Source organism: Paenibacillus chitinolyticus (assembly GCF_045038035.1).
In the GTDB taxonomy this organism is placed as follows: Bacteria; Bacillota; Bacilli; order Paenibacillales; family NBRC-103111; genus Paenibacillus_F; species Paenibacillus_F chitinolyticus_A.
This window is the reverse complement of record NZ_CP173427.1, coordinates 2,592,032-2,612,402: the sequence shown is the minus strand read 5'-3', so window position 1 is coordinate 2,612,402 and position 20,371 is coordinate 2,592,032. Positions and strand designations below refer to the sequence as shown.

The window sequence follows — 20,371 nt, the reverse complement described above, 5'->3', positions numbered from 1 at the left end:
CTTTTTCTCCTAGTATTCCGCTCTATTGTCTATCCTTTGTCCGCCCCTGCCGTAATTCCGTGGATCAGATACTTCTGGAAATACATGTACAGGCAGGTAATCGGAAGTGCCACTAGCACGGCTCCGGCGGCGAACAGCGTAAAGCTCGAATTCGTCTCGGTGGCTACCATGCTGTACAAGCCTTGGGCCAGCGTCATTTTTTCCGAAGACCTCAGCACGATTTGCGGCAAAATAAAATCCATAAACGGCGTGATGAAGCTGTTCAGAGCGACGAAAGTAACCGCCGGCAGCGACAGGGGGAAAATGATTTTAAAAAACGCGTCGGCGTGGCTCCCCCCGTCTATGAATACCGCCTCCTCCAGGCTCTTCGGAATCGTATCGAAATGCCCCTTCATCACCCAGGTTCCCATCGAAACGGAGCCTCCCGCATAAATGAGAATCAAGCCCGTGTGCGTGTCCAGCAGCTTCGTCTGAAGCAGGAGAACAAATAGAGCCATGACGGATAAGAAGCCCGGAAACATTTGCAGAATGAGCAGGGTCATCAATCCCTGCTGCCTACCCTTGAACCGGAACCGGGAGAAGGCATAGGCCGTGGCGGCCACAAGCGTTGTCGAAACGACGGCGTTCACCAGGGCGATCTTGACCGTATTGCGGTACCACAGCACAAAGTCCGTCTGCTTGATCAACTCGGCATAGTGGGCGAAAGTGGGATGATCCGGGATCATCCGGCTGACCAGGAGACTCTGCCCCGGATTCAACGAAGTGCCGATCACCCACAGGATCGGGTAAACCGTTGCGACAAGCAGCGCGATAAAAACGAGATAGATTCCCGTAACGGTCAGATTGTCTTTAAATTTCCTCATGCAGACCCATTCCTCTTCTCAAAGTGCCTTCATCCGTCTGTAATTCCATAAGGAGAACAGGGCAATGAACACAAACATAATGATGGAGACGGCCGAGGCCATATTGAACTGGCTCTGATTCAGCGTCATTTTGAAAATCCACGAAATCAGGATATCCGTACTTCCGGCGTAATAATAATCGGGATTGTTCGGTTTCCCGTCCGTCAGCAAATAAATCAGATTGAAGTTATTGAAGTTAAACGCAAACTGCATAATAAAAATCGGTGCCGTGGCGAGCTTCACAAGCGGCAGCGTAATTCCGAAAAATTTCTGCGCAGCGGTAGCCCCGTCCACATCGGCCGCCTCGTAGAGATCCCGGGGCATCGTCGTCAAAATCCCCGCCATCAGGGCCATCAGAAAAGGAGTCGAGAACCACAGATTCACGAGCAGAATCGATGCTTTGGCAATCGTCGGATCGGACAGCCAGGACACCGGCGGCAAGCCGAGGCTGGCCAGAAATCCGTTGACGGGACCGAACGAGCCGTTGAGCAGCACGCGGAATACCAGAATCGAAATGAATTGCGGTACGGCCCAGGGAAGCATAAAGGCGGTTCTCCAAAACTTTTTGAAGCGGATACGCGGGTGATTGATCATCATCGCCAGAAGGAGTCCGCTAAAAAAGACCGTTATCGTGGAGGCTGTCGCCCAGACGATATTCCACAGCGAAATGCCGAGGAAGGTCGACCGCCACGCTTTCTGGGCGAACAAATCGGTAAAGGTCCGGAGTCCGGTCCAATCGACCAGCGAACGATCCGGGATATGGCCGGGCGCCGAATAGTTCGTAAACGCGATCATAACGTTAAACACGAGCGGGATCACCGTGACGAAAAGAACAAACACGAACGCGGGCAGCAGAAGCAGGTACGGGAAATGCTTGAACTTCGCCTGCTTCACCGACGCCCGAAATCCGGGAACGGGCTTTCCTCTGTCTCTAAGCTCTCCGTTCTTCCATGCGTCCGCAATGTTCAGGGCGTAGAATCCGATGAACAACAGCACGATCACGCAGGTCATCACTCCGTTGATCATCAGAAAGATGGAATGGTCGCCGGGTATGACTTTGCCCCGGACCACTTTGGTCGGCACGTCACCCAGGCTGATCAGTCCGGCTATTCCCCGCAGGGCCAGCGGGCAGTAGCTCCAGATAAACAACTGTGCCGAAAGGAGAAACAGAAGCCCTTTGACAATCTGCCTGTTGTAGAGCTGCCCCAGGCCGATGAGTGCCGCCGAGCCCGCAGCGGCCCGTATCCGGTGCCGGCGATTGTTTGGATTTACTTGCATACGTCAGACCGCCTAACTTAGGTTTTGATGTTCCGCTTATTTCGTTGTTTTCATCGCGGTTTTGATTTGTTCCACGGCCTTCGTCAAAACGGCGGCAGGGTCTTGGTTCTCGTTCCACAACGAGGAAATAGCGGTTCCGGCCGGCACCCAGACGTTGCCCATCTCGGGAATCGAAGGCATGGGCACCGAATGCTTCGCCTGCTCCAGGAAAGCGGGCGCGTAAGGATCGGAGGTGAGGACCGGGTCCGTCATGACGTCCTGCCTCGGAGGCAGCTGAGCCGTCATTTTAAACCGCTCGATCAGATGGTCTTTGCTTGTCGCATAGCTTGCGAACAGCTTTGCCGCATCGGGGTACTTCGTATACGAATTGACGTACAGGGCCCGGATGCCGGAGAAGCTTACGGGATGCTCCCCGTTAGGCAGCAGCGGCAGCGGAGCGACGCCGAACTCGAAATCGGCTTTGGACAAGCTGGAAATAAGCCAAGACCCGTTAATGACGGAGGCCGTTTTCCCCTCCTGGAAAAAGCCGGTGATGATATTGTCGTTGATATCGTGGATATTCAGCGGCAGAATTTTTTTAAGCGATTGCAAATACTTGGCTCCTTCGACCGCTTGCGGGCTGTTCAGCCCGATATCGTTCGGATCGGTGCCTTTGCCGCCGAAAACATAACCTCCGTAGCCGGCAAGGAACGAATACGACTGGTACAGCTGCCCGACGTCCCACATCAGGGCGAACTTTTTGTTCGCCGGATCGTTGTAGGTTTCGGCGAATTTTACGATCTCCTCGTATGTTTTCGGAGCTTGGGGCATCGCTTTTTTATTGTAAAAAAGCGCGTACGTGTCGATGGCCGTCGGAAATCCGTAGAGGGCGCCGGAATAGCTGACGCCTTCCAAAGCCGAAGGCAGCAGCTGCTTTTTGTCCTCTTCGCCGAAAGCGTCGTTTTCCAGCACAAGGCCGGTCATGACGGCATTGCCGAGCTGGTCGTGCGGTGCGGAGAAGACGTCGGCCCCGATTCCGGCCGGACCGTCGGTGGTCAGCTTTTTCACGGTATCGATGGCCGGGACGGGTTCCACCTTTACGGGAACTCCGTATTCCTTCTCGAAGCTTGCGGCGACGGTTTTTAAATAATCCAGTTCGGGACCCTTCGATTCCCACACGACGAGCTTGGCACCGCTTTCGGGTTTGAGCTCCTTCTGCTGCGCATTTCCTCCGCCCTGTTCCTGCGGCTGCGCGGAAGGCGAAGGCTCATCGTTACCGCAACCGGTTAAGCCGGTCACGCTTAAGAGAACGGCAATTCCGGCGGAAAATAAGCGTTTGGACATGATGTTTCCCCCTTCATTTGATTACTGAATCGTTTAAGTACTGAAACGTTTAAGTAATTGCTTAACCACATCATAAAGGGTATCTTTCCAAGGAGTCAATGATAAAAAATGGTAAATGCTTTTGCCTATTCATAGGGTGTCTTACATGCAACCGTTCAAACACGTTTGGCCGTCACAAATTTTGACACCCCCTAGAATCTGGTCTACAATGTATTCAATTGTTCTCTTCGCATGTATAAAGAAAGGGGTATCCGATCCATGAAGAAGAAGTCTATGGGGTTTCTGTCCGTCGGTTACGGATACTCTACCGCTGTTTTTTTCTAGCATTCACTTTTACGGGCAAAGTCTGTCCAAAAGCGAGCAGTGAAAACGGCAGGTCATTTATAGAATGCGAGGTCATATAAAATGGAAAACTCCAAAATCACCAGAAAAAATCCGGCAGGTATGTGCAGCCCCGTAGGCAACTACACTCACATTACCAAAATCCCAAGAAATGCGGAGCTGTATGTCACTTCCGGTCAAATCGGAGCGGATCGAAACGGTAAGATTCCCGATAGCATGAACGAACAAATCCGGTATACTTTCGATAATATCCAAACTGTCTTGCACGCCGAGGAATTATCATCCGAACATATTATTAAAGTCAACATATGGGCTACCCAAAAAATCGACTGGGATTTTTTATATGAAAAATGGGCCGAATTGTTCGGCCTTAATTATCCTGCTATGACGATCGGCTATATCTCGGAATTAGGCTTACCTGAACTAAAAATTGAAATTGAGATATGGGCGGCTAAAGTCTAATCCCGACCAATTCATTCTCCCTCACGTAATCGAACATTGCGTGGGGGTTTTTATGTTCATTTTTATGACTAACCGGATATTTTATTGCCTTAAAAAAGCGACATTTGAAGTCCTCCCCCTTCCCCCTATCCTGGGTATCGTCCGGCCGCTCTCTCGATTGAAAAGACCAACCGGCAGCCCCCATCAGACGAGGTCTCCCGGTTGGTCTTCCAAATATTTAAGCGTTTTAATTTAAAACAGTTATGTACTCAACAAATTTGAATTCCGGCTTCTCCCGCTTTCGCTGCTTAAACTAAGCCGCTTTTCCGGTAATCCGAAGGCGTGTAGCCCAGCTCTTTTTTAAAGGCGCGGATCAGGCTCGTTACATCGTTGTAACCGACCTCGCTGGCAATCTGCGGCATCGACTTGTCGCTTTTAAGCAGCAGCTCCTGAGCCCGTTTCAACCGCAGTTGAGTGCGGTAAGCCATATAAGAAATCCCGGTTTTCAGTTTGAACAGATAGCTGAAATAAGGAGCGGAATACCCAACGGACGAAGCCAGTTCTTCCAGCGTGATTTCTTTGTTGTAGTGCTGCTGGATATATTTCTGCGCGTTATAGATCATGCGCTGGTTATCCGTATAAGCCGCCAGTTTCACGGCATGCTGCAGAGCTTTGAAATCGGCTATGATCCAATTCGTCAGCTCGGCGCCGGTTTGTCCGTGATAAGGCTGCAGAGAGCAATCGACCTCTCTTTCGAGCTTGGCTGCGGCGCTCTGCAGAAGGATGCGGTGAAAAGCGCTGTGCCACTTCAGGCACAGAGAAGGGGGCACCCCTTGCAGCGAAGCCAGCCATTTGCGGCCCGTCATCTCCTGAACCGTGCGGTTCTCCTGAAGCACCGCTTCGACCCAGGTATCCGCAAGCCCTCTCCATCTGTCCGAGGTCTCGCCGATGGTATGAACCGTTTCCGGCAGCTCCTCCAGCGTCCTGCGTACGGAAGACAGAAAGCGCTCTTTGCACAGCGGCTTCAAGAGGTAATCTTTCACTCCGCAGACCAGCGCCTCTCTCACGTATTCGAATTTATCGTGCTCGGACACGATGATGGCGGGCGTGTGCCGGAACTCCCCGGAAAGCTGACGGCACAGCTCCAGGCCGGTCATATAAGGCATGCTTATGTCGGTTACGACAAGATCGGCCCCGTACTCGCGCATCATACGGAGCGCCTCTTTCCCGTCGGCAGCTTCGAAAATGCGCAGAACCGGAAACCTGGAATTCTCCAGCATATAACGCATCAGTTTAATCGTCGTTGATTCATCGTCAACCAGTAAGATTGTATACACCTTACGAATCCCCTTTTCTTATGTCGGAGTATCCTGACGGACCCGTTTACAACCCGTATCTCAGCGCCATTATAGGCTCCTTCATCCCGCAGAGGCTATCATCAGAAGCTCGAATGAATCATTAAAATACGGAATCGGTCCGATCAGGTCATGAAGCGGAAGATCCGGCCGGAAGTTTCACCGGTTATTCGTTCAGCAGGGTCGTGATCAGCAGAAGCATTCTTATCATTCCGGCATCCTCCCCCCATCCGCATTTCTTACGCCGAGGCTAACGGGGGTTATCTATAGTTATAAGCCCGGCTTGTAAAAGAAAGCTCTCTAACTTGTAAACAAAATGTTTCCATTTTGGAAATCCGCGCCTAGACGAAATAATCCCTGCATGCCGCCGGGGCGGAGACAGGGATTTTATTTGAATTCGATCACAAGCGGGGTTTGTTCCGGATTGCCTGTAGCAGGCCCTCTGTCGTAAGACTTCCAGCCCGTTATCAAAATTTTCTTATTGTCGGGACTCCAGTCCATTTGGGACAGCACAAGGCCCTTGTAGACCAATTTCTCCTTAATCATGTTATGGCCCTGCAGCTTTGCGACGTAGAGAGACTCTTCGTCCTTTGCGTAGGCAATCGTTTTATTATCGCCCGACAGGCGGAAAGTGCTGATCCCCGCAGACAGTGCGACTGTATTCTCATCGCGCTCGTCGTAAAGCGTCAGTGTATTTTTGGCGTCGAGAAAAATAATTTGGCTGCCGTTCACATAATCAAACTGCCGCTCGCTGGCCGAATGTTCGAACTTGCGGGTCCATTTATCTTCTTCTACCGCCCCGAGAGTAACATACGAACCGTCCTCGCCTATACGCCCCATCAGGGCCGTGCTGCCGTCGTCCGCAAATTTAACCGAAATCACCGTATATTTGCTATCGCGTTTCAGCGACCGTGGAGCGGGGGCCTCGCTGTTTTCCTGCCATCTCGGCAGAGGAATTTCCTGCGCAGCCCGGTTCTTCATGTCGTACACGACAATGGATTCGGTCCCGTACTCTCTGCTTTTCACCGTAAAAGACAAGTATCGGCCGTTGTTGGACCAGGTCATGGCGCTGGTAATCCCTTTCCCTTTATCCGGTATTCCGGGGGCGAAGCTTTGCGCCGTGTTTAAATCGAGTACATACAAAGTCTCCCCCGTACGGGACTGACCCGTATAGGCCATATACTTCCCGTCGGGTGAAGTTTTCCCGGACTGTGCATTCCCGGCAAGCGGGGTCAAGCTCACGGCGGACAAATTCCGGTAATCCACCAGTTGGATATCCTGTTTCGTCTCCTGATTCTTGTAAGAAGCGAGCAAAAGGCGGGAGGACATCCATCCCCATACATCTACCGCCTTGTTTCCGGGCAAGGAGAGTTTGTAAATTTTGTTCGTTTCAAAATCGGGGCTTTCCTCTTCCCTATGCGCGTTTTCTGCCGTATCTCCGATCACGATGGTTTTCGCCTTCGGTGATCCCTCGCAGCTGGCCGGCAGAGCTAATGCCGCCAGAAGAAGCGGCAAGCTCAGCATAGATCGTCTTTTCATTCTGATTCCTCCTCACGGGCCTCCTCGTAAGGCAATTCGATGATGACCGTCGTCACCTGTTCATCGCTCCTCATCCCGATCGTACCGCCGAGCCCGTCCACAATCGCTTTGCTGATGCTCAGGCCCAGACCGCAGCTGCCCGCTTCCCGGTCGGCCGGTCCGTTTACCCGGTAGAACGGCTCGAAAATTTTAGCTAATTCACCGGACGGGATCGTTTCCCCCTCGTTCTCTACGGTAACCCGGATGAACCCCGGCAGTTTCTCGGCTTTAACCTGAACCGTCGACGGAGACCGCCCGTATTTGATCGCGTTGTCGATAATATTGATGTAAAGCTGCCTGATTTTAGCCGGGTCCGCGACCAGGGTCAGGTTTTCGTCCGCCTCACAATGAATGAATTTGTTGTACCTCTGGGCTTTCAGCAGCATTCCGTCGCATACGTCACGCAGAATATGGCCCGGCTCGACCGTTTCCGTCGCATCCTGACCGCCGGTTTCCCTGGATAGGGTGAGCAGTTGAAGCACCATTTCGTGCAGCCGTTTGCTTTCGTTCACGATATGATTCATTCCTTTGGCAAAAAAAGCTTCGTCCCGGCTGCCTACTTCTCGGATAAGCTCCGCGTACCCGATGATCGAAGTAAGAGGCGTTTTCAGTTCATGCGTGACATGATCGAAAAATTGCTTCCGATGCCGGTTCAGTTCTTCCAGGCGGTCACGATCCTTCTTAATCCGCTGAATTTGTTTCTTGATCTGAACGATCATATTGCCGAAGTTATGCGCAAGCTGTCCGATCTCGTCTTTTCTGCGAAAACCGATCTTGATATTCAGGTTGCCGTTCGTCACTTCCGAAGAAGCTCTTGTAAGCTTGATCAGGGGAATCGTAATGTTTCTGGACAACAGATAGGAAAAAACAAACGCCGCAATAAAAATGGCAATCGTTACGGTGGAAAAAACATCCAAAATGTGTTTTTTTTGTTCGTACAGCAAAGAAAAATCTTTGCCGAAGCGTAGAATACCGACTTTCTTGCCTTCGACGATAACCGGATAGGCATAAAACACTTCCGCCTTCTCGTCCGTGTATTGAATCCGGTAGGCTGTTTTTCCGTCCAGCGCATGCTGAAGATCGTCCGCGTTCGCCGATAAAAACTTCGTTTCGTCCGATGCAAAAATCAGTTCTCCCGCAACCGAATAGGCGCTTGTATCGCTGGAGGTGACATGGTTCAGATCCCGGACCATTTCCTCCGCCATCTGCTGGAAGTACACGTCGTCCGTGTTGAAATGGTTAATCAGAAACGCCTGTTTGACGTAAATGCTGCTGTTGTTTTTGAGCTGGATCAAGTCCTGCGAAATGATCTTTTCATTACTGGTTTCAATGATCCGGACGACGAAATGATTCAGCAGCAGGTAAGAAACGGAAAAAATCACGAACAGCCCGATCAGAAATTTGGCTCTGATGGTCGAGAATATGCCGTTAATCCACCTGTTTTTCAAATTTGTATCCCACCCCGAATACCGTCACGATCAGATCGCTCGCTCCCAGTTTTTTGCGCAGCCGCTGAATGTGGATGTCGACCGTTCTCGTATCTCCGGTATAATCGTAGCCCCATACGAAATCCAGCAGTTCCGTCCGGGTGAAAATCTTGCCTTTGTACTTGCACAGCGTGAGAAGAAGATCGAATTCTTTCGGAGTCAGATCGACAGCCTCGTCGCCGATTGTGACGATTCGTTCGTGTTCGACGATTTCGATGTCCCTGAACCGGATTACGGCCCCCGCCGGCGCTGCCGGCGTTACGTTCGCTTGGCTGACTCTCCTCAGCACCGTCCGGATGCGGACAGCCACCTCGCGCAAATCGAACGGTTTTGTCATATAGTCGTCCGCCCCGTATTCAAGCCCTTGAATCTTGTCGGTAATATCCGATTTGGCCGTAATCATAATGATCGGGATTTTATAGGCGGCCGTGACCTGTCTGCATACTTCGAGCCCGCTCAAATCCGGCAGCATCCAGTCGAGCAGAAGCAGATCGGGCCGCACCTGGCCGATCTTGAGCAAGCCTTCCGCCGCCGTATGGGCGGTAAAAGCCTCAAACCCTTCCCGGTTCAGCCCGTAAGCAAGCAAATCCGCGATAGGCTCTTCATCTTCAATGATCAATAATCTGGTCTTCTCTCTGGTATTCTCTCTAGTCTTCTCCATACCTTCACTCCGTTCTAGATGAAATCGTAGCACAACCGGTGCCGCCGTTACCAGCAGCTTATTTACATTTATTTGCATCGGACGGACAAAAAAAGCCACCCGTCCGCTTCCCTGCGGACAGTTGGCTTCATTTATTGACCGGTGTTTTCTGAAGGCACGTTGTTTAAACCCTCCCTACACAAACCGGTGCGTTCCCTTACCGGGATTTTTTAATTTCCAAAGGCTTCTCCCGGCCAATCAGACAGGCTGCCGCCAAACCTATGCACAAAATGGAAGCGAGCAGAAGGAACGTAACGGGATAGCTGAAGCTTTTCATAAAAGAAAGCGATAACACCGGACCGAAGCTCGTTCCCGCAAATAAAATGAACGTATAGACGGACACCGCTATTCCGCGCAGTTTACCGCCCAGTTGACCGACGAGAGAGACGAGTGAAGGAACCGCCAGCGCGATGCCCGCCACGAATACGAGACTTACCGCAACAAGAACCGGCAGACTGGAGATCAGCCCCATCGAAGCCAATCCGGCTGCCGCCAGCGCCAGAGACCCCCGCAGTGTCATATGTATTCCGAAGCGTTTCGAGATACGTCCGGCAAACGGCGACAGAAGCATGGCCGTGATTCCAATGGACCGGACAACCAGAACTCCCTGTTTATCCAGACCGAAGGGAGCTCCGCTTAAATAACTGCCCAGCACCGTATACATGTTCACAAAAGACATGAGCAGAACGAAAGCGACCACATAACTGAACACGAGCTGCTTGCGGACAAAAACTTGCCCGATCTGCCGGACTGGCTCCCAAATATTCGCGTGGGCCTGTTGGATGCCTCCTTTTGGAAGAAAAATATAAACCAGAACCGCAGTCAGTGCGTAAACGCCGGCAAGCACATAAAATACCGCGTTCCACCCGTACTGTTCGCTGATAAGACTACTGACCACCTGTCCCACGATTCCGGCCGTCAAAAATCCCGTACTGATGAAGCCGATCGTCGTTACGCGCTTTTCCGCCGGATACATCTCTACGGCATACGCAAGCGCCACCGGTGAGAAAGTAGCTGCCGCCGCTCCTTGAAGCCCCCTGAGAACCACGATCCAAGCAAACGTATGGGCCATGGCCAAAAGAAACGAAATAAGCGTCAGAACGAGAAGACCGGTGAAAATAACCTTCTTTCGCCCGTATTTATCGGACATAGCGCCATAAATGAGGCATCCGAGGGCAAAGCCCACCGAAAACGTGCTCCCCGCAGCGGCCGCCTGTGTCGGCGTTATGTCATAAAGCCGGGCAAAAACCGAAGTCAGGGGAATCGTCACATACAAACTGGACATGATCGCCAGGCCGGACCAGCACAAAATCACGGTCATAAGGGAATAGTTTCTGCGCACGGCAGAAGCATTCGTAAGTGGGGCTTGATTATTCATACTTCACCTCAAGTTGAATGGATTTAATACGGATATATGATTAGATTATCTAACTACATGACTAAAAAAATTATCTGCCGGCTCCGAGCCGTTTTTCTATGCCTCTGTTAAGCTTAACGAGCATCTTATTAAACAGCTCACGTTCCTCTTTATCCAATTCATCGACGAGGGACGCGCAGGTGGACCAGAATACGGGCAGCACCCGTTGAACCAACCCGCTCCCTTCGGGACTAAGCCGGATATGTGTCATTCGCCCGTCTTTGCTGTACGGCTCGCGGATGATCAAGTCTCTCTTGTCGAGCCAGTTCAATAAAGACGTCACCGAGGAGCGGCGTATGCCGAGCCGGTCCGCTATGGAAGAAGGGGTAACGAGCTCTTGGTCTTGATGAAGGAAGATAAGCAGCAGAATATCCATCTTGCTCTCCGTGATGTCGTAATCGGATAAATGAATATCCATCACATCGAGAACACTGTCCCCGACCCAGAGCATAAGGAGACCTGTAAGAGCGGAATCGCGGTCCGTATCGGAATTCGCGGTGCGTTCCAGCAAATCCCGATAAGGCTTCGTCCCCAGTCTCGGCAGCTGCTGTTCGGTCGTATATTCCTTGGCGGGTTTTCTGTTCACGTTCATATACCTCCCTTCGACGTTATCCGCCTTATCGCTGTTCGATCATTCCCGGTGCAGACTTCATCGTTCCTATTAGTTAGATAATCTAATCAAATTCACTATAACGTATCGTTTCCGTTTTTGCAAGCGTCAGTATGGAGCGGGAGCGCGTAACCGGCCGCTCTTCTGGCAAGAGCGGTTTTTCCGCTGACAAAGGTCCGAAAGCGTTGCACTCCGTTCTGCATCTTTAAGACGTATCGCAGCGTTGCAAGCGACAAAAAAAGACGGTGTCCGGGCATTTACCGGAACCGTCCTTCTATATTTGCGGTCGAGCTTTTTTTAAAGAAAAGTCAAGTGAGCGACCCCGACGGTTCGGAAAACTCCGCTTCCATCGGATGCTCCGTCTCTTTACTCCCGCAGACTGGCCGGCCTCATATCGGTCCAGCTGCTCTCGATATATTCGAGACATTCCCGGTGCGTGCCTTCCTCCAGAACGGCCGTCCAGCCGTCCGGTGTCCGGATAAAAGCGGGCCAAAGCGAATACTGCCCTTCGGCGTTGACAAGAACCCGGAAGGAACCGCTCTGATCGTCAAACGGATTGCCCATGGAAACTCCCCTCCCCTTCCTTCATGTTTGCGGATGACAGCTTTCCGGCCAGCATACGGCCGATGATGGACAACGGTCCCGGCTGGCACAAATCCTTGTGCCGGCATTGTATATCGTGGCGCTCGATTTTTCCTCCCACATATGGAATCCACATATCGGGATCGATGGGATCGAACCAGTCCGGAATGATCGTCGAATGGAAAAACAGAAGATCGCCGTCGTATTTCTCCGGCACGTAGGCCGCCAAAATTTTGACCGAGTTTTCGTAGGTTACACGCAGCTGGCGGATCGTCTCGACACTCAGCGAAGCCAGCGCGCTGTTGTCTCCGCGCAGAATCTCAATCGCGGTTTCCATCGTCAGCGGCCCGTCTCCGATGCTGTCGGGGTCGTACCCGCCGAGAGCGAGCAGAGCGGTCAGCGCCTCTTCTTCATCCGGCTCTCCCCGCAGCGGCAGGTAATGGCTCGGATAGGCGTCCAGCATCGCCAGAAATTCGACGGATTCGCCTTCCTTCTGAAGCTGCACCGCCATGGCGTGAGCCACGTTGCCTCCCAGCGACCATCCGAGCAGGCGGTACGGACCCGCCGGCTGGACGGTTCGGATGCAGCGGATGTAATCCTCCGTCATCTCGCCCAGCGTCTGCGGAAGCCGGTCGGGACCGGCTATGCCTCTCGCCTGCAGCCCGTAGATCGGAACGTCCGGATTCAGATGCTTCATCAAGCCGGCGTAGCACCAGCTGAGTCCTCCGGCCGGATGCACGCAGAACAGCGGAGCGCCGGAACCGTTGGACCGCAGCGGCAGCAGCATCTCCAGCGCCCCGTCACCCGTATCCTCTTCAAGCCTCGCGGCAAGTCCGGCCACTGTAGGCGTTTCGAACAGAAGACCGATACCGGGATCCTTACCCCATACCTCCCGTATCCGGCTCATGAGACGGACGGCCAGCATCGAATGCCCGCCCAGTTCGAAAAATCCGTCGTCGATCCCGACATCCTCCAGGCCGAGCGTCTCCGCGAACAGTCCGCACAGCACTTCTTCCTGCGGCGTCCGGGGACTCCGGTTTCCGCTGGCGGAAGCGTAGACGGGAGCCGGCAGCGCTTTGCGGTCGAGCTTGCCGTTAACGGTCAGCGGCAGACTGTCCAGCACGACGACGCCGGAAGGGACCATATGATCCGGCAGCGCCGCGGAAGCGTGCAGACGGATCATGCCCGTGTCCGGTACTTCGCCGGACACGGCGGGAACGATATACGCCGCCAGCCGTTTGTCACCCGGCTGATCCTCCCGCAGGACGACGGCCGCCTGCGCAACCGCCGGGTGCTTCTCCAGCACGGCTTCGATTTCGCCCGGCTCGATCCGGAAGCCGCGCAGCTTCACCTGCTGGTCGGCCCGACCCAAGTACTCCAGGGAGCCGTCCGCGAATCTCTTGGCCAGATCCCCTGTCCGGTACATCCGGCTTGCCGGAGTACCGAACGGATCGGCGACAAAACGCTGGGCGGACAGCTCCGGCTTTTGCCAATAGCCTCTTGCAAGTCCCGCACCGGACACGTACATCTCCCCGCTTACGCCGAACGGTACAGGCTCCAGGTTATCGTCCAGCACGTATACGTCCAGGTCGGGAATCGGTACGCCGATGACGCTGCCGGACCCTGCTTCCGCGCTGCGACGGTCCAACGGATAGTAGCTCACATGCACGGTTGTCTCCGTTATGCCGTACATATTGACGAGTCTCGGGAAATGATCCGGATGGCGGCTGTACCACTCCTCCAATTTTCCGGGATCAAGCGCTTCCCCTCCGAAAATGACATGTTTGAGCGAAAGATCCGAAGCTCTCTCCGAATGCTCCCGGTCCGCCTGAATCAACTGATAGAAAGCGGAAGGCGTCTGATTGAGCACCGTAACGCCCTGTTCTTCCAGCAGACCCAGGAATTCGGACGGAGAACGGCTTATGGAGAACGGCACGACAACGAGTTTTCCTCCGTACAACAGTGCGCCCCACAGCTCCCATACCGAGAAGTCGAAGGCATAGGAGTGGAACAGCGTCCAGGTGTCCGTCTCATCGAAGCCGAACCATTCCTCTGTCGATTCCATCAGCCGGATTACATTTTCGTGAGGAATAACGACCCCTTTGGGGCGGCCCGTCGAGCCCGACGTGTAGATGAGATACGCCGGATGGAGGGCGTTATGTCTGCCTGCACGCAGATCCGGTTCGGGATCGGAATCCGGCAGCTTCCGCAGGCGCTCCTCGCAGGTAAAGTCGCCCAGTACCACGACTTTCAGGCTGCTTCTTTCCGGCATGCTTGCAGCGGCGTCCGCCGAAGTAACAAGAATCGAAGGTCCCGCATCTTCCAGCATGTAGGCCAGCCTGTCGGCCGGATAATCGGGATCGAGGGGCAGATACGCCGCTCCCGTTTTCAGAACGCCCAGCACAGCGGCCGGAAGATCCGCCGATCTCGGCAGAGCCAGCGCTACGAACTGCTCGGGTCCGGCTCCTTCCTCCATCAGGAGGCGGGCGATCCGGTTCGCCCGTTCGTTGAGCTGCCGATAGCTCAGCGTCTGCGTGCCGTACACGACAGCGGGAGCATCCGGCCGGAGTGCGGCCTGCCCTTCGAACTGCTCCGTAAGGGTTCGTCCCGAGGCGGACCGTTTGCCGCCTGCGATCGTTTGCTTGGCAGCCTCCGTTTTCGGCTTGGCCGTGAGCGCGAGCCTCTCTTCCTCCAGCAGCACGCTTATGCGGCCGACCGGCTGATCGGGCTGCGCCGCAGCTTGTTCCAGCAGCTTCAGAAACCGCTCGGTAAATGCTTCGGCCGTGTGCGGCAGGTACAAATCCGCGCTGTATTCCAGCAAGCCTTCTATGCCGCACGGTTCCCCGTCCGGGCGCCGGTGCTCTGTAAGTTCGAATGTAAGATCGAACTTGGATGAACCTGTTCCCCGCAGCTCCAGCTTCGAGGCGATTCCCGGCAGGTCCAGCCTCGCGGCCGGTGTATTTTGCAGCACGAGCATAATCTGAAACAGCGGATGCCGTGAACGGGACCGTGCCGGACTCAGCGCCTCGACCAGCCGCTCGAACGGCAGCTCCTGATTCTCGTAGGCGCTGAGATCCGTCTGCCGGACGCGTGCGAGCAGTTCGCGGAACGTGGGCTGTCCGGAAAGATCCGCCCGGAGCACGAGCGTGTTGATGAACATGCCCACGAGCGATCCGGTCGCTTCGTCCGGCCGTCCCGCGGCGGGGCTTCCGACCGGTATGTCCTCGCCGCCGCCCAACCGGGACAGCAGCGCCGCCAGCGCCGCATGCAGCACCATGAACAAGCTGGCTTTCCCTTCGGCCGCCAGTTCGAGCAGCTGCGCGTGCAAGTCTTCGCCGATCCGGAACGGAATCACACCCCCGGCTTGTCCGGACACGGACGGGCGCGGATGGTCGGCCGGCAGCGGCAGCTCCTCGGGCAGATCCCGCAGCGCCTCTTTCCAGTACGCCAGCTGGCTTCCCATCAGACTCTGCGGCTCGCTTTCTTCTTCCAGCAGTTTTTCCTGCCACAGCGTAAAATCGCCGTACCGGACCGGAGTATCGCTGAATGAAGGGTCACGGCCTGCAACCCGGGCCGCATAGGCGGCGGTCAGATCCGACGTGATAACCGAGAGCGACCAGCCGTCTGCCGCGATATGATGCACGATGAGCAGCAGGACGTATTCCTCTTCATCCCGTTCAAAAAGGACCGCTTTCAGCGGGATCTCGGAAGACAGCTCGAATCCGTGACGAACTTCCCGGTCGAGCGCTTCCTCCCAGTCGTCTCCCTCCAGGCCCTCTGCCGGAACAACCTGAAACACAAACATCTCGGCGGCAGCTTCGCGATCCATGATGCGGATCTGCGGCATGCCGTCAGCCGTCTCCGGAAATACGGTGCGCAGCGGCTCGTGACGCCCGGCAACGTCGAGCAGGGCCTGCTTCAACGCCTGACGGTCCAGCTTCCCGGAGAGTGTGCACACCAGCGGGATGTTGTAGGTGGAACTCGGTCCCTCCAGGCGGTACAGGAACCACAAGCGTCTCTGAGCCCTCGATAGAGGGACTGCGGCCCCCGGAGCGGCCGGAACGACCGGCGGGATAGCTATCCCCTTCCGTCCCAGCAGCAGTGCAAGTTCGCGAACCGTCGGCGCTTCGAATATGCCGGACAACCGCACATCTACTCCCGTCGTTTCGCGTATGCGCAGAACCGCTCGTCCGGCCAGAAGCGAATGCCCGCCCAGACGGAAAAAGTCGTCGTCGATGCCAACCGAGGACAAGCCGAGCACCTCCGCGAATACCTGGCATAGAAGTTCCTCGTGAGGCGTCCGCGCGGAAGCTTCTTTAACGGAGCCGGCCATTTTCGGAACGGGCAGCGCCTTGCGGTCGACTTTTTTATTGGGCGTCAGCGGAAGACTCGCCAGGGTAACCCAGACAAGCGGGACCATATACTCGGGCAGCTCCTGCTGAAGCTGTTTTTTCAATCGGGCATGATCCGGTTCATGAAGCTCCTCGGGCACGACATACGCGGTGAGTCTCCGCTCCCCTGGCCTGTCTTCCCTGACCACGACAACCGCTTGAGCTATGCCGGGCTGTCCGGCGATACGGGATTCGATTTCGCCTAGTTCGATCCGGAAGCCGCGCAATTTTACCTGATGATCCGCCCGGCCCAAATAATCGATGCTTCCGTCCGGAAGCCAGCGGGCCAGATCGCCCGTGCGGTACATGCGCGAACCCGGCTCTCCCCACGGATCGGCTACGAAACGCTCCGCCGTTTGAACGGGTTTGTTCAGATAACCGCGGGCCACTCCGGCGCCTGCGATGTACAATTCCCCTTCGGCTCCCGGAGGAACGGGCTGGAGCCCGGCATCCAGGATATACGTCCGGGTGTTGGCGATCGGCGGGCCGATCGGAGGCTTGATCATCGAATCCCCCGGAAGTGCGGCCGCGGTAGAATAGATGGCCGTTTCCGTCGGGCCGTATTGGTTGTGCACCTCGCAGCCGAGTTCCTGCAGGGCAAGCTGGAGGCTCAAGGGCAACGCTTCCCCTCCCGCAATGACGCGCAGGCCGTCGAGCCTTCCCGGCCTTGCCGATACGAGCGCCTGCCACAAAGTCGGCGTCGCCTGCATGATGGAGGCTCCGGTCGACCTTATTCTGCGGGCCAGCGCCCCCGGTTCGAGAATCAGCTCCCGGGATGCGATATCCAGGCAAGCGCCTCCGATCAGCGGCAGCAAAATTTCCATCACGGAAATATCGAACGCAAGGGTCGTCACCGATAAGAAGCTGTCTCCTTCTTGAAGACGGAACTTCCTCTGCATGGCGTCGAGCAGATTGGCGAGGCCGCCGTAGGTTACGGGCACGCCTTTCGGCCTGCCGGTGGAGCCGGAGGTATAGATCACATAAGCGGGATTGAGCGGAGACGGGCGCAGCGGATGACATTCGGCATCTGCCTGGTCTCCGGTTTCCGGAATGGAACCGGGACTTTCCGCGCGGTCTCCCTTGCCCGGTTGATCGAGCAGCAGCAAGGACACATCGCCCGTATCCGGCAGCGAACGCATCGACTCTGTATCCGTCAGGAGGCAGGCCGGCTGCGCATCGTCCAGCATGTAGGCGATGCGCTCCGCCGGATAGTCCGGGTCAACCGGCATATAGGCCGCTCCCAGCCGGAGAACCGCCAGGATGGAAACGACGGCCGCCTCGCTCCGCGGGAGCGCAATCGCGACGAGCCGCTCGGGTCCGATCCCGAGTCGTCTAAGCTCCGCGCCGAGAACCGCTGCCTGCCGGTCCAGCTCCGCGTACGTCAGCGTCCGTCCGCCGCACAGAACGGCAGCCGCATCGGGCGAGAGCTCCGCACGACGGCGGATCAGCTCCGCGGGTGTATCTCCGGGCACGTCGCAGGCGGTATCGATCCAGCGGTTCAGGAGCAGGTCCTTCTCCGAAGGCAGCAGTGTGTCCAGCAGTCCGGCGGGTGTATCCGGGTCAGCGAAGGCGGCCGACTCGAGGAAGCTGAGAAAACGGCGCCGGTGGCCCGAAAGTTCCTGCCCGCTGTAAATGCCGGGATTCGCATCGAAATCGATCTGCAAGCCGTCACCGTCTGAGGCTTCGTAAATATGCAGAGACAGATCGTCGGCGGGTCCTGCGTAAATGGAGTGCCGAACCGTTCCGGCCGAGGCGAAAGAAGGGGTTTCCACGAACGGAATGATGTTGATCATCGGCCCGTAAAGCCTTCGCCTCTCGCCCAGCAGACCCAGATCTCTTACAAGATCATGCTGCCGGTAGCGCTGATGCCTGCGGAGTTTGCGCAGTTCCGCCGCAACTTGCTGTCTCAAGTCTCCCCAGCTCGTTTCGGGCCTTACGGTCAGGCACAACGGCAGGACGTTCATGACCATACCGGGTACATTCAGGGCCGAGCTGCCCAGCCGGTTCATTAAAGGAAGGCCGAGCCGGATATCCGCGGAGCCCGTCATCCGGTGCACGTAAGCGGCGGCGGCGGCAAGCACCGCTTCCGCCCAACTGCATCCGGCCCCAGCGGCGGATTCGGCCAGTACGCGGCTTGCCGCGGCAGCAAGCCGCCCCGACTGCCGGAGAGGGCTGCCGTCCGGGCTGTTTCCGCCTCTGCCCATGACGGAGGAGTCGGGTGCGTCCGCGAGCTTGTCCAGCCAGTACGCCCGGTCCCGCTCGTGCTGCCCCGATGCCCGGTATGCTTCCTCCTCGCGGAGAACTTGCTCGGGAGAACCGAAATTATGCGGCGGAACGGGTCCGCCGGCTGCGAGAGCGGTATAAATCCGAGACGCTCTCCGGTGCAGCAGCGCATAGCCGTACGCGTCGATCAGTATATGATGAATGCGCTGATACCAGCACCAGCGGTCGGAAGCCAGCCGGATCAGCGCCTGGGTAAACAAAGGTCCTTCCGCGAGTTCCACGGGCTTCTGCAAATCCTGGCGCATCCAGGCTTCCGCCTCGGCACGAGGATGATTCATCCGGCTGACGTCTATTTTCAGCAGAGCCCAGTCCGTTTCGGGTCCCAGCTCCTGCCACGGTCCGTCGCCGTCCTCGCCGAAGCGGGCGTGCAGCCACTTCGCTTCCTGTACCGTCAGCCGCAGCGCTTGCTCCAGCAGTTCCTCGTTTATGTCTCCGTGAATCTCCAGCCATTCCGCCGTGTTGTAAACGGAACGCTGCGCGTCCATTTGATGGGCGTACCAGATTCCTTGCTGAGCGCCGGAAAGCGGCAGCCGAAGGGCGCTCCCTATCATCAGCGATCCCCCCTTGCGGCCGCATCGTAATAATCCCCGTTCGGGACGAAGGTTACGGTTCTGGAAGCCAGCAGTCTGCTCCAGGCAAGCAGCGTCGGTTCTTCGGCAAGCTCCGCGAACGTAACGGACGCCCCCAGGTTTCTCCAGCGTTCGGCCAATGTCATAATCCGGATGGAGTCGAGTCCCCAATATTCCGGCAGATTATCCTCGTCTCCTATCGCATCCGGCCGCTCCCGCAAAAGCCCGGCAACCTGCTGCCGCAGAGCCGACAAAGCAAAGGCGTACGGATCGGGAGCGCCCGTCACTTCCGGCCCGTCCGCCCGGACGTCAGCCGCGGCGGTTTCGGCGATACCGGAGGCTGCGCCGTTTAAGGGGCCGCCTGCGTTTGAAGCGGCCCGCGCTTCCGTCTGCCCGGGGTTCACGGCCTCCGGAGTCTCTTTTGCCCACTGCGCCAGAAGATGCTCCGTCGTCAGAGTGAACGCGCAGCGCTCGGCCGCGTATTCCAGCGCCAGATCGTGTTTTTCCCGCGAAAAATCGGCGAGAGCGTCACTGACCATAAAGGCCTCGATATCTCTCATAAAAGCCTCGCAGGCCGTCATCAGACAGCCGATATGGGCATAAATGCCGACGATAATCAGCTGGTCCCGTCCCATCGCTTTCAGCTGCTCGGCCAAATCCGTTTTCTGAAAAGCGCTGTAGCGCCATTTGGTCAGCCGGATATCGTTGTCTCCGGGTTCGAGTTCCGCAATGATTTGCTGTTCCCGGGGGTCGGGTCCGATACCGGACCCCCAAAAATCTTGAAGCAGCCTGCGCTGTTCGGGTGTCTGGGCACCGGGCTGGGCCGAATAAATAACCGGCACGCCGAGTTCTCTGCAGCGACTTGCAAGGAGCCGGATATGCTCCGTCAGCTCAACTCCGGGCGATTTTCCCGGTTCGAAACAGGCCATAAAATACTGCTGCATATCGTGAATAAGGAACGCCGCCCGGGACGGGTCGGGTGTCCAGGAAACCCGGTTTACGGGTAAATCCTTTGCCGTAGGCATCGGGTATGATTGTACGGATGGTATTGCCATTTCAATCCTCTCCTTGTCAGGCTGTATAAAATTAACCGGGCTATCCATGCCCGATAGA

At 55.9% G+C, this 20,371-nt stretch carries 13 protein-coding genes; 1 reads left to right on the top strand and 12 read right to left on the bottom strand.

Features of this window, described 5'->3' with window-relative positions; all coding sequences use genetic code 11:
• Positions 1–29 precede the first annotated feature (29 nt).
• Genes ACI48J_RS11975 through ACI48J_RS11965 form a run of 3 tightly spaced genes read right to left on the bottom strand, consistent with a single transcriptional unit; the run spans position 30 to position 3,503 of the window.
• A complete protein-coding gene (locus ACI48J_RS11975; protein ID WP_326052605.1) occupies positions 30–863 on the bottom strand; it encodes a sugar ABC transporter permease in 834 nt (277 codons plus the stop codon).
• 18 nt (positions 864–881) lie between these two features.
• Positions 882–2,180: a carbohydrate ABC transporter permease gene (locus ACI48J_RS11970; protein WP_405082913.1), complete on the bottom strand. Its 1,299-nt coding sequence runs from the start codon at positions 2,178–2,180 to the stop codon at positions 882–884.
• 36 nt (positions 2,181–2,216) lie between these two features.
• Entirely contained in the window at positions 2,217–3,503 is a 1,287-nt protein-coding gene (locus ACI48J_RS11965) for a maltose ABC transporter substrate-binding protein (RefSeq protein ID WP_326052608.1), read from the bottom strand.
• Positions 3,504–3,908: 405 nt separating this feature from the next.
• Between ACI48J_RS11965 and ACI48J_RS11960 the strand changes: the two genes are divergently transcribed.
• Complete coding sequence (locus ACI48J_RS11960) at positions 3,909–4,307, top strand: RidA family protein (protein WP_326052609.1); 399 nt, start codon at positions 3,909–3,911, stop codon at positions 4,305–4,307.
• A 287-nt stretch (positions 4,308–4,594) separates the two neighbouring features.
• Here the strand turns inward: ACI48J_RS11960 and ACI48J_RS11955 are convergent, their stop codons facing one another.
• The 9 genes from ACI48J_RS11955 to ACI48J_RS11915 all read right to left on the bottom strand — a co-directional run bounded on the left by ACI48J_RS11955 (position 4,595) and on the right by ACI48J_RS11915 (position 20,313).
• A complete protein-coding gene (locus ACI48J_RS11955) occupies positions 4,595–5,623 on the bottom strand; it encodes a response regulator (protein WP_405082912.1) in 1,029 nt (342 codons plus the stop codon).
• Between the two features lie 405 nt (positions 5,624–6,028).
• Entirely contained in the window at positions 6,029–7,180 is a 1,152-nt protein-coding gene (locus ACI48J_RS11950; protein ID WP_405082911.1) for a TolB family protein, read from the bottom strand.
• A complete protein-coding gene (locus ACI48J_RS11945) occupies positions 7,177–8,643 on the bottom strand; it encodes an ATP-binding protein (protein WP_405083210.1) in 1,467 nt (488 codons plus the stop codon). Before ACI48J_RS11945 ends, ACI48J_RS11950 begins: the two co-directional genes overlap by 4 nt.
• 4 nt (positions 8,644–8,647) lie before the next feature.
• Positions 8,648–9,367 (bottom strand): response regulator transcription factor, encoded by a 720-nt coding sequence (locus tag ACI48J_RS11940; protein ID WP_326052624.1) that lies wholly within the window; start codon positions 9,365–9,367, stop codon positions 8,648–8,650.
• Positions 9,368–9,563: 196 nt separating this feature from the next.
• On the bottom strand, positions 9,564–10,784 hold the full coding sequence (locus ACI48J_RS11935; RefSeq protein WP_405082910.1) for an MFS transporter: 1,221 nt from the start codon (positions 10,782–10,784) through the stop codon (positions 9,564–9,566).
• A 70-nt stretch (positions 10,785–10,854) separates the two neighbouring features.
• Positions 10,855–11,415 carry a MarR family winged helix-turn-helix transcriptional regulator gene (locus ACI48J_RS11930; RefSeq protein WP_405082909.1) on the bottom strand — a complete coding sequence of 187 codons (561 nt, stop codon included), beginning with the start codon at positions 11,413–11,415 and terminating at the stop codon, positions 10,855–10,857.
• A gap of 384 nt (positions 11,416–11,799) precedes the next feature.
• Positions 11,800–11,997, bottom strand: a complete 198-nt coding sequence (locus ACI48J_RS11925) for an MbtH family protein (RefSeq protein WP_326052630.1) — start codon at positions 11,995–11,997, stop codon at positions 11,800–11,802.
• Entirely contained in the window at positions 11,981–19,240 is a 7,260-nt protein-coding gene (locus ACI48J_RS11920) for an amino acid adenylation domain-containing protein (RefSeq protein ID WP_405082908.1), read from the bottom strand. The genes ACI48J_RS11925 and ACI48J_RS11920 overlap by 17 nt, the downstream gene beginning before the upstream one ends.
• Complete coding sequence (locus ACI48J_RS11915) at positions 19,240–20,313, bottom strand: isochorismatase family protein (RefSeq protein WP_405082907.1); 1,074 nt, start codon at positions 20,311–20,313, stop codon at positions 19,240–19,242. Before ACI48J_RS11915 ends, ACI48J_RS11920 begins: the two co-directional genes overlap by 1 nt.
• Positions 20,314–20,371 lie beyond the last annotated feature (58 nt).

Bases quoted from the DNA above. Each gene is read 5' to 3' on its own strand.
- ACI48J_RS11975 (WP_326052605.1), bottom strand. From the start codon at position 863: ATGAGGAAATTTAAAGACAATCTGACCGTTACGGGAATCTATCTCGTT.
- ACI48J_RS11970 (WP_405082913.1), bottom strand. From the start codon at position 2,180: ATGCAAGTAAATCCAAACAATCGCCGGCACCGGATACGGGCCGCTGCG.
- ACI48J_RS11965 (WP_326052608.1), bottom strand. From the start codon at position 3,503: ATGTCCAAACGCTTATTTTCCGCCGGAATTGCCGTTCTCTTAAGCGTG.
- ACI48J_RS11960 (WP_326052609.1), top strand. From the start codon at position 3,909: ATGGAAAACTCCAAAATCACCAGAAAAAATCCGGCAGGTATGTGCAGC.
- ACI48J_RS11950 (WP_405082911.1), bottom strand. From the start codon at position 7,180: ATGAAAAGACGATCTATGCTGAGCTTGCCGCTTCTTCTGGCGGCATTA.
- ACI48J_RS11940 (WP_326052624.1), bottom strand. From the start codon at position 9,367: ATGGAGAAGACTAGAGAGAATACCAGAGAGAAGACCAGATTATTGATC.
- ACI48J_RS11935 (WP_405082910.1), bottom strand. From the start codon at position 10,784: ATGAATAATCAAGCCCCACTTACGAATGCTTCTGCCGTGCGCAGAAAC.
- ACI48J_RS11930 (WP_405082909.1), bottom strand. From the start codon at position 11,415: ATGAACGTGAACAGAAAACCCGCCAAGGAATATACGACCGAACAGCAG.
- ACI48J_RS11925 (WP_326052630.1), bottom strand. From the start codon at position 11,997: ATGGGCAATCCGTTTGACGATCAGAGCGGTTCCTTCCGGGTTCTTGTC.
- ACI48J_RS11920 (WP_405082908.1), bottom strand. From the start codon at position 19,240: ATGATAGGGAGCGCCCTTCGGCTGCCGCTTTCCGGCGCTCAGCAAGGA.
- ACI48J_RS11915 (WP_405082907.1), bottom strand. From the start codon at position 20,313: ATGGCAATACCATCCGTACAATCATACCCGATGCCTACGGCAAAGGAT.